Origin of the sequence: Maribacter sp. BPC-D8, from assembly GCF_035207705.1 — a bacterium.
GTDB lineage: Bacteria > Bacteroidota > Bacteroidia > Flavobacteriales > Flavobacteriaceae > Maribacter.
Genome location: NZ_CP128187.1, coordinates 1778652 through 1788835 on the forward strand (window position 1 = coordinate 1778652; position 10184 = coordinate 1788835).

A 10184-nucleotide genomic window follows, 5' to 3' on the forward strand; every position below is an offset into this window, starting at 1 on the left:
TTAATTCCTTTTTAATAAAATCGGTAGTTCTAAATTATAAGATCGCTGTATTTAAAAGGGAATAAAAACAATAACCGAAACTTATGCCTTTTTTTTACCGCTATTGCCCAATGTCACAACCATTCTTTATAACTTTGTTAAAAGCTAAACAGGTAAAAAATGGCATCGGTATTAAAAAGAGATAGTGTTTTTGAAAATATTCCCTCTATTAAAGCAAAAACCCTACGTATAAATCTGAATCCGGATATATACGGAACCTTCGCAGAAATTGGCGCCGGACAAGAAACCGCACGTCATTTCTTTAGATCTGGTGGTGCCTCGGGTACTATTGCAAAAGCAATGAGTGCCTATGACAAAGATTTTAGTGATGCAATTTATGGTATCGAGACAGATGGGCGATATGTAACCCAAGCGAGATTAAAAACCATGCTTGATTATGAAATGCAATTGATGGAAGAGCGTATTAGTCGCGAAAACCACCCAGAAAGATTGTTCTTTTCATATGCAAATACGGTAGCCACCATTGATTTCTCTAAACGATACAAAGGTCACGGATGGATCGGTATTCGTTACCAACTAGACCCAACGCAGAAAGAATATGATGAAATTATTCTTCATATTCGTTTTAAGCAAAACGAAGCACGATTACAACAAGAAACGCTAGGTATTCTTGGTGTTAACTTAATATACGGTGCATTTTACAAGTACCATAAGCCAAAGAAAATGTTGAAATATCTATATGACCATATAGATAAGGATACCTTAGAAATTGATATGATCAACTTCTCTGGACCTAATTTCAAAGATGTTGATAACCGTTTAATGAGCTTACAGCTTATTAAAAATGACATGACAGATGCTGTAATGTTCGGTCCTGACGGTAATAACCTATTGCCAGCGGCTATACTTTACAAAAAGAATATTTTAGCCTTACGTGGTAGTTTTAGACCTGTAACCAAAGTGAATTTAGATATGTTTGAAAAGTCTTATGACATTTTCATTCGTGATAAAGGTGTTGATCAAAACAATACCATCGTAATTTTTGAGATAACGCTTTCTAACTTAAAAGCATCTGGTGAAATCGATGAACAAGATTTTATGGATAGGGCAGAATTGCTTTGTTCTCTTGGTCATTCGGTAATGATTTCTAAATTTCAAGAGTATTACAAATTAGTAGAATACTTTAATAATTACACCAAAAACAGAATTGGTTTGACCATGGGTGTAAACAACCTGGTAGACATATTCGATGAAAAATATTACCGTCATTTAAGTGGTGGTATACTAGAAGCATTCGGTAAATTATTCTTTAAAGATTTACAGGTGTATCTATACCCAATGAAGAACCCAGATACTGGTCAGATTATGACAAGTAATAATGTTAAGGTTCACCCACGTATGAAAGAATTGTACAAGTTCTTTAAATACAATGGCAAGGTTATGGACATCATAGATTACGAACCAGAAGTAATGCATATTTTCTCTAGAGATGTTCTTAAGAAATTAATGAACAATGATGAAGGTTGGGAAAAAATGCTACCGGAAGGAATTGCTGAAATCATTAAAAAAAGGCAACTGTTTACTAGAAAGACAGATGATCAAGAAACCGAATAAGTAGTGGATTCTTAAAATAGCAATAACAAAAAAACGCCCATTTCAAATGGGCGTTTTTATTTTTTAAAATACTAAATATCAATCTAATAGCTGAGCTGCGTGATCTTTAGTCTTCACCTTATCGATTACTTTAGTAATAATACCATCACCATCTACAACAAAGGTTTTTCTATGAATACCATCGTACTCACGCCCCATAAATTTCTTTAGCCCCCATACACCAAAAGCATTGATAACAGTATGGTCTTCATCTGCCAATAATGGAAATGGAAATTCATATTTCTCTTTAAATTTTGCCTGTCTCTTTTCAGAATCGGCACTAACTCCTAAAAGTTCATAGCCCTCAGATTGCAATTCTTTATAATTATCCCTTAAATTACATGCTTCAGCCGTGCAACCAGGTGTACTTGCTTTTGGATAGAAAAAAACAACTAGTTTTTTACCAGCATAATCTTCCAACTTAATAGTATTACCATCTTGATCTTTAACAGAAAATGAAGGAACTTTATCACCAACTTTTAACGTATTCATAAATGAAGTTTTATAAATTTGTGTTTAAATATTTTGAATCAAAATTAAACAATTAATGACGAAAGCCGAAAAAATAGCATTTACAATTTCTACGCTTCAAGAGCTTTATCCAGAAATTCCTGTGCCTTTAGATCATAAAGACCCTTACACTTTATTAATTGCAGTTTTGATGTCAGCACAAAGTACCGATGTGAGAGTAAATAAAATTACTCCCCTCCTATTTGCTAAAGCTGACAACCCGTATGATATGATAAAATTAAGCGTAGAAGAAATACGTGAAATCATCAAGCCTGTTGGTTTATCGCCGATGAAAGCAAAAGGTATATATGGATTATCGCATATATTAATTGATAAACATAATGGTCAAGTACCAAAAGAACTTGAATATTTAGAAGAATTACCGGCTGTAGGTCATAAAACGGCAAGTGTGGTAATATCGCAAGCATTCGGTATACCTGCATTTCCTGTAGATACTCATATTCATAGATTGTTATATCGTTGGGGATTTACCAACGGAAAAAATGTGGTACAGACAGAAAAAGATGCAAAACGACTATTCCCAGAAGAGATTTGGAACGATCTTCATTTACAAATAATCTGGTATGGTCGTGAATATTCACCAGCAAGAGGCTGGGATATGGAGAAAGATATAATTACAAAGACTATTGGTAGAAAAACAGTACTTAACGAGTACTATAAAAATAAAAAAGCCCGCTAATTGCGGGCTTTTTTATTAATTCAAAAATGTTTCGAATTCTAAATTCTCGTGTTCAAACTCAAATAAAGCTTGTGAATAGCTCAATAAGAAGTTGATTGTCTTCGGACAAACTTTGTTAAATCCGGTCTGTTCTTGGTAATTAGAGTAAATTTTTTCCATACTTCCTACGTTGTTACAATAAAATAACGACGCAAATTTGGAAATATTGTTTATTCTAATTTCTACACCATCTTAATTGGTAAGAACTATATTGTTTTTTTCAATGATTTTTCTAAGATTGATTAAAGCATAACGCATTCTACCAAGAGCAGTATTAATGCTAACCCCAGTGTTTTCAGAGATTTCTTTGAAACTCATATCTTTATAGATACGCATTAAAAGAACTTCTTTCTGATCATCTGGCAACTCTTCAACTAATTGTCTTAGGTCAGAATCTATTTGATTTTTTATTAATTGTTTTTCAGCATTTAACTTATCGTCTCCAATTACAGAGAAAATATTGAAGTCATCGCTACCTTCAAACATTGGCATTCTTTTGTTTCTTCTAAAGTGATCGATAATTAGGTTATGAGAAATTCTCATTACCCAAGGTAAAAACTTACCCTCTTCACTATACTTACCTCTTTTTAAAGTTTTAATAACCTTAATAAAAGTATCTTGAAAAATGTCTTCAGTGATATCCCTATCTAAAACCTTAGAATAGATAAAACTAGTAATACGTTGATTGTGTCTGTTAATTAAAATTTCAAGGGCACCTTCGTTACCGCTGATATAATCTTTAACTAATTCTGAGTCTTCAATTTGTAGTTTCATACGAGTTACTTTCTTTAATTGGTTAAGCGTGGGAAATCTTTTAGTTAATTGGTTTGTTTCTTATTTCTGATATAAAACTAGAGAAAAGGGTGGCTGTAGGAAAAAGTATGTTGTCAAAACACGTATTTATGATGTGAAACATCGAAAAAGTATATTTCTACACAATAAATACAATTTCAGATAGTTCGGCAGAGAAATGTAGGAAAGGTAAAAATGACCTAAAAGCCCTTTATTATTAGCCCGACATTACTATACCTATATATAAGGTAGTATAGAATACCTAGTTCACTTACGAGTAATAAGTTGGCTACAAGCAGTAAATTGCAGCACTAAACCCATTTAAAACCAAAAAACCCCTTAGGCAATGCCTAAGGGGTTTATATATATTTGTAGGATTATTCTAGTTCAAATTACTCTCAAACTGCAATCCGTCTACTTCAGTAATATTTAAAGACTTAGAATAAGAAAGCAAAAACTGAATTGTTTCTGGCTTAGCTTTTACCAATTTGGTCTTATTCTGGTCTTTCGTGTATAATTTTTCCATGTTACGTGTTGTTTAGGTTCATCTAAAGAACGACACATGTATGAAGATAGTAGATCCACTCGACCTGCGACCAATTAATTCGTTAAAACTATATTATTGGCCTCTACCAGCTTTCTAAGGTTAATTAATGCGTAGCGCATTCTACCTAATGCGGTATTAATACTGACACCTGTATTATCAGAAATTTCTTTAAAGCTCATATCCTTATATATACGCATCTCTAAAACTTCTTGCTGATCTTCTGGCAACTCTTTGATTATACGGAGTAAATCAGAATCTATCTGTTCTTTGATCAATTGCTTTTCTGCATTCAACTTATCGTCACCTAATAGCGAAAATATATTATAGCTCTCTTTGCTATTATACATTGGCATTCTATTATGCTTTCTAAAATGATCGATAACCAGGTTATGCGCAATACGCATTACCCAAGGTAAAAATTTACCTTCTTCATTATATGCACCTCTTTTTAGGGTACGTATAACTTTCATGAATGTATCTTGAAAAATATCTTCGGTTAGTTCGCGGTCACCTACTTTAGAATAGATAAAACCTGTAAGACGAGAATTATGACGATTAATAAGCGCTTCGATAGCTCTTTCGTCTCCTTGAATGTATTTTTTTACTAATTGGGAATCTTCAATTTGTACTACCATAACGTTACTTGTAGGGTTAAAAAGCAGCCCCAGATTCTAATGAATAAGGGTCTAATGGTTAAATTCTAACTTTTAAAAGTAATGTTGCGTTATAGGCTAATTGAATTTTTATGAGATCCCAAAGATATAAAAAAATAAATACTCTTATAATAATGTGAAAATTTCTTCTACTATTTTTAGATAAACTGCATTTTTTAGTTCAGAAATAAGGCAAAGCGTATCTTTGTATCCTTAGATATTTGTATGCCTACACTCACCGAAGTAAATCCGAAAGAAAACATCATAATTAAAGGTGCAAAACTGCATAACCTTAAAAATATTGATGTTGTAATACCTAGAAATAAACTTGTTGTAATAACAGGTTTGTCTGGTTCTGGTAAATCAAGCTTAGCTTTTGACACCCTATATGCCGAAGGTCAAAGACGATATGTAGAAAGTCTTTCTTCATATGCGCGACAGTTTTTAGGCAAATTGGACAAGCCAAAGGTCGATTATATAAAAGGTATAGCCCCTGCAATTGCAATAGAGCAAAAAGTAAATTCTACCAACCCAAGATCTACGGTAGGCACAACTACTGAGATTTATGATTATATAAAGCTATTATATGCACGTATTGGTAAGACCTTCTCGCCTATTTCAGGCAAAGAAGTAAAAAAGCATACGGTTACAGATGTAGTTAATCATGTTAAAACATATGATGAAGGAACTAAACTTTTACTTTTAGCACCTATCACTATTCGTGATGATAGAGATGCCCTTAAGTCTTTAGAGTTATTTTCTAAACAAGGTTATGCTCGTATTAAGTATAATGACAAGGTTCTTCGTATTGATCAAGCACCAGAAGATATTGGTAAAAAATTCGACTTGGTAATCGATAGAATTATAACCAAAGACGACGAAGATTTTTATAATCGTTTGGCAAATGCTGTAGATACTGCTTTCTTTGAAGGAAAGGGCGAATGCATTATTGAAGAATTGGCAGATGGCAAACAAACGCCTTTCAGTAATAAGTTTGAGCTGGACGGTATGACATTTCTTGAGCCCAATGTTCACCTTTTTAGTTTTAACAATCCGTATGGTGCGTGTCCTAAATGTGAAGGTTATGGCGATGTTATAGGTATAGATGAAGATTTGGTAGTGCCAAATACTGCTTTATCTGTTTTTGAAAATGCCATTTTCCCGTGGCGAGGTGAAAGCATGAGTTTTTATCGCGATCAATTGGTAAACTCTGCGTACAAGTATGATTTTCCTATTCATAAACCTTGGTTTGAACTTTCTGAAGATCAACAACAATTAGTTTGGGATGGTAATGCACATTTTATAGGTCTTCATAAGTTCTTCGGAATGTTAGAAGAGAAAAGCTATAAAATTCAGAACAGGGTGATGCTCTCTAGATATAGAGGTAAAACTAAATGTAATGTATGTAACGGAAAACGATTACGACAAGAAACAGATTACGTAAAAGTTGGCGGAGCATCTATTTCATCATTAGTAGGTTTATCCATCGAAAAATTGATTGTTTTCTTTAATGAGCTTAAGCTAAATGAAAATGATGCTACAATTGCGAAGAGACTTTTAGTTGAAATAAATACCAGATTAGGATTTTTAAATAAAGTAGGATTAAACTACTTGACCATAAATAGAAAATCGAACACCCTATCGGGTGGGGAAAGTCAGCGAATAAATTTAGCAACCTCATTAGGTAGTAGCTTGGTGGGTTCTATGTATATATTAGATGAACCTAGTATTGGTTTACACCCAAGAGATACAGAAAATCTAATAGAAGTTTTAATATCGCTACGAAACTTAGGCAACACCGTAATTGTAGTAGAGCATGATGAAGATATCATGAAAGCTGCAGATATGGTCATCGATATAGGTCCGGAAGCTGGTACACATGGTGGTGAAGTTGTGGCACAGGGAACATTGAAAGAAATTTTAAAATCAAAATCGCTTACCGCACAGTATTTGAATGGTAAGATGGAGATTAGAGTGCCGAAAGAACGTAGAACTTCTAAAAACCATATTACTATTAAAGGTGTGCGTGAACATAACCTTAAAAATATCAATGTCACTTTTCCTTTAGATATGCTTACTGTAGTTACGGGAGTATCTGGTAGTGGTAAAAGTACCTTGGTTAAGAAATTACTATATCCTATTATATTAAAGGAAACTGGAGGCTATGGTGAAAAGGCTGGCCAGTATACATCTGTAGAAGGTAAATACCAACATATTAAGCATGTAGAATTTGTTGATCAAAACCCAATAGGTAGATCTTCTCGCTCTAATCCTGTTACTTATATTAAGGCATATGATGATATTAGAAGTTTATATGCTGGGCAAAAACTAAGCAAGATTAGAAACTACCAGCCAAAACATTTTTCTTTTAATGTAGATGGTGGGCGTTGCGAGAAATGTAAAGGCGAAGGTGAAATTACTGTAGAAATGCAATTTATGGCCGATGTACACTTAGAGTGTGAAACTTGCGGTGGTAAAAGATTTAAGAAAGAAGTATTAGAAGTTACTTTCAATAATGCCAATATTGATGATGTTCTTAATATGACCATCGACGATGCTATTCAGTTCTTTGAAACCGGAGAACAGACTAAAATTGTTACCAAACTAAAACCATTACAAGATGTAGGTTTAGGTTATGTAACCTTAGGTCAATCATCTTCTACCCTATCTGGTGGTGAAGCGCAACGTATTAAATTAGCATCGTTCTTAATAAAAGGAAGCACGAAAGACAAAGCACTGTTCATTTTTGATGAGCCAACCACCGGATTACACTTTCATGATATTCAGAAATTATTGAAATCATTTAATGCCCTTATTAAAAAAGGACACTCGATTGTGGTCATCGAGCATAACATAGAATTAATAAAATGTGCTGATTACATTATTGATCTCGGACCGGGTGGTGGTGAAAATGGCGGTCAGCTATTAGCCGAAGGCACACCAGAAGAGGTTGCAAAAAGTAAAAAATCGTATACCGCTAGCTACTTAAAAGAGAAATTAAATTAGAATATCTTAATAAGCGAAATATTAAATTAACATCTAAACCCTTGATTATCATTAGTATAATCAAGGGTTTCGTTTTTTGGCACGCTGTTTGTAATACACTAAGAGAATGTAAATAATTACATTTAGAACAACTGCCTAAGGGGCAGATCTAAACCTTATATTATGAAAAACTTAGTACTACTATTAACAGCGGTTATTTTTAGCACCACAGGTGTTTTCGCTACAGGTATTAATGAAGATAAGGTTGCAAACAGCAATACTTATAAATACGACAACTCATTTATTTTTATAGAAAACGGAATTACATTTTCTGTTTACCCTGATGGTGAATTTGATTTTTATATTGAAAACCAAGTTTCAGGAAGTAAAAACGGAGTAACATTTAACTCTGGTTACGATTACAGTCCATTTGCTCAATACGACGATTATGGTGCAGTAATTCAGGTAGAGAATGTATCTATCTTTTATGACTACTATGGTCGTGTAAGCGAAATTGGTGATGTAAATATCAATTACTCAAACAACAGAGTTCGTAGTGTAGGTAACATGAATGTTTATTATAACAACCGTGGTTTCTATGATTACCACACAGGGTATATCAATGTATATAACAGAAGTTATGTTTACCGTCCATTTCATAGATGGTTTGTAAGACCTGCAGTTGGTTTTAGTTTTGTATTCAATAGTCCTTACAGAAGATATTATACTCCTGTTAGATATTCTTACTATAGTCCTTACAGAAATAACTTTAGAAGGTCTTATGTAAATGTTGGTAAACAATATAAATACAATAAGGTAAGAAATAATAGAGCTACCATTTACAGAAATGATAAGCGAGTTGCAGTAAGAAATAACAACTTTAGAAGTAACAGAACTGTTGCTAAAAGAGATAATGGTTTAAGAACGAATAGAACGTTGGCTTCTAATAGTAAAACAAGAGCAAATAGAAGTTCAACCGTAAATAGATCTACTACTGTAAGACGTAGTAATACCAATAGCGGTAGAACAACACAAAGTAGAACAGTTACAAGAAGTAATAACTCTGCAGTGCGTACATCGCCAAACAGAACGGTTACTAAAAGAGAAGTAAGCAGTACACCAAGAAGTACCACTGTAAAAAGAACTACTACTACGTACAAAAAACCGGTAAGCAGAAGTTCTAATACTAGAACTGCAACAAATACCAGAACGCAACGTAGTACTGTATCTAGAAAAGTGACTAGTAGTCCGTCTAGAAGTACTGTAAGTAGAAGTTCTAGTTCAAGATCAGTAAGTAAAGCTCCTGCTAGAAGCTCAAGTTCAAGAACAAGTTCAGCGACTAGAAGTAGCAGAAGTAATTAAAATAAGTTTTTAGGTTGGTTAGTTGTAAAGCGCCGCAATGATTAATTCATTGCGGCGCTTTTTCTATTTGTATAAACTTAATGATCTGAAAAAAGTTTGGTGAATTTTTTAGGCAGCTTAGATTCAATATACATTTCTTCATTAGTAATAGGATGTTGAAACCGAAGTGACCTCGCATGTAAATACAATCCCTTCCCTTTTAATTGGAGTTCGGTTAAAAAATAAGTGGCATCTCCTAAAATAGGATTCTCAATAGATAACAAATGCTTTCTTAATTGATGCCTTCTACCCGTATGCGGACTCAGTTTTACCAAGTTTAGATATGCAAAGCGCTCAGATACAATTGATTTTAAAACTTCAAAAGAAGACTTCGAGGGTTTGCCATCTATATCGCTATTTATAGTTCCAACAGTATCCATACCTCCAATAGTAACCGCAAAATATTCCTTTTCAATATTCTTGTTTTCAAATAATTGATTGAGACTAGTAATAACACTACTTGTTTTACCAACCAATAGCAAACCCGTTGTGGCGTAATCTAAACGATGAACAGGTTGCGGACTAACAGCATCTGTAGCAGAACTCTTATGTAAATTCTGGACTAGTGCATTAGCCACGGTTTTAAATCCGTTACCGCTTACTAGAATTCCTGCTGGTTTATTGATAACTGCCAAGTATTCATCTTCATAAATAACATCTAGTTTTAAAATAAGCCGAGTATTGTATTCATTCTCTGCCGGATGTTTATATACAATAGTTTCTCCACCAATAATCATAGTTGCAGTAGCAGCAATTACCCCATCAACTAAAATCAATTTTTTCTTTATCGCTTTCTTTAAAGCAGATTTTGTCGATATACGCTGAAACACCCCTACCCCATATTCTTGCAATCTCTTAGGAGTTACATTTTCATTTACAATATGTGTTTCTTTTTGTAGCATAG

The 10184-nt window shown here is 33.6% G+C and carries 10 protein-coding genes; 4 read left to right on the plus strand and 6 right to left on the minus strand.

The window, feature by feature from the left end; genetic code table 11:
* Positions 1–159: 159 nt before the first annotated feature.
* A complete protein-coding gene (locus tag QSV08_RS08070) occupies positions 160–1614 on the plus strand; it encodes a TonB-dependent receptor (RefSeq protein WP_324027889.1) in 1455 nt (484 codons plus the stop codon).
* 78 nt (positions 1615–1692) lie between these two features.
* Here the strand turns inward: QSV08_RS08070 and bcp are convergent, their stop codons facing one another.
* Positions 1693–2145, minus strand: coding sequence for a thioredoxin-dependent thiol peroxidase (gene bcp, locus QSV08_RS08075; RefSeq protein WP_324027890.1), 453 nt, complete (start codon positions 2143–2145; stop codon positions 1693–1695).
* 55 nt (positions 2146–2200) lie between these two features.
* Between bcp and QSV08_RS08080 the strand changes: the two genes are divergently transcribed.
* Positions 2201–2863 carry an endonuclease III domain-containing protein gene (locus tag QSV08_RS08080; RefSeq protein ID WP_324027891.1) on the plus strand — a complete coding sequence of 221 codons (663 nt, stop codon included), beginning with the start codon at positions 2201–2203 and terminating at the stop codon, positions 2861–2863.
* Positions 2864–2878: 15 nt separating this feature from the next.
* Here the strand turns inward: QSV08_RS08080 and QSV08_RS08085 are convergent, their stop codons facing one another.
* From QSV08_RS08085 to QSV08_RS08100, 4 genes are all read right to left on the minus strand, one after another.
* Entirely contained in the window at positions 2879–3022 is a 144-nt protein-coding gene (locus QSV08_RS08085; RefSeq protein WP_324027892.1) for a hypothetical protein, read from the minus strand.
* 72 nt (positions 3023–3094) lie between these two features.
* The gene (locus tag QSV08_RS08090; protein ID WP_133673739.1) at positions 3095–3676 is read right to left on the minus strand and encodes an RNA polymerase sigma factor; all 582 of its coding nucleotides are present in this window, start codon (positions 3674–3676) and stop codon (positions 3095–3097) included.
* Between the two features lie 400 nt (positions 3677–4076).
* The gene (locus QSV08_RS08095) at positions 4077–4220 is read right to left on the minus strand and encodes a hypothetical protein (protein ID WP_299324852.1); all 144 of its coding nucleotides are present in this window, start codon (positions 4218–4220) and stop codon (positions 4077–4079) included.
* Positions 4221–4294: 74 nt separating this feature from the next.
* A complete protein-coding gene (locus QSV08_RS08100) occupies positions 4295–4876 on the minus strand; it encodes a sigma-70 family RNA polymerase sigma factor (RefSeq protein WP_324027893.1) in 582 nt (193 codons plus the stop codon).
* Positions 4877–5119: 243 nt separating this feature from the next.
* Between QSV08_RS08100 and uvrA the strand changes: the two genes are divergently transcribed.
* Together uvrA and QSV08_RS08110 are read left to right on the plus strand one after the other, a co-directional pair.
* A complete protein-coding gene (gene uvrA, locus QSV08_RS08105) occupies positions 5120–7900 on the plus strand; it encodes an excinuclease ABC subunit UvrA (RefSeq protein ID WP_324027894.1) in 2781 nt (926 codons plus the stop codon).
* Positions 7901–8062: 162 nt separating this feature from the next.
* Entirely contained in the window at positions 8063–9241 is a 1179-nt protein-coding gene (locus QSV08_RS08110; RefSeq protein WP_324027895.1) for a hypothetical protein, read from the plus strand.
* A gap of 77 nt (positions 9242–9318) precedes the next feature.
* On the opposite strand, the gene QSV08_RS08115 is transcribed toward QSV08_RS08110, so the two are convergent.
* Positions 9319–10182 carry an RluA family pseudouridine synthase gene (locus QSV08_RS08115; RefSeq protein WP_324027896.1) on the minus strand — a complete coding sequence of 288 codons (864 nt, stop codon included), beginning with the start codon at positions 10180–10182 and terminating at the stop codon, positions 9319–9321.
* Between the last annotated feature and the right edge of the window lie 2 nt (positions 10183–10184).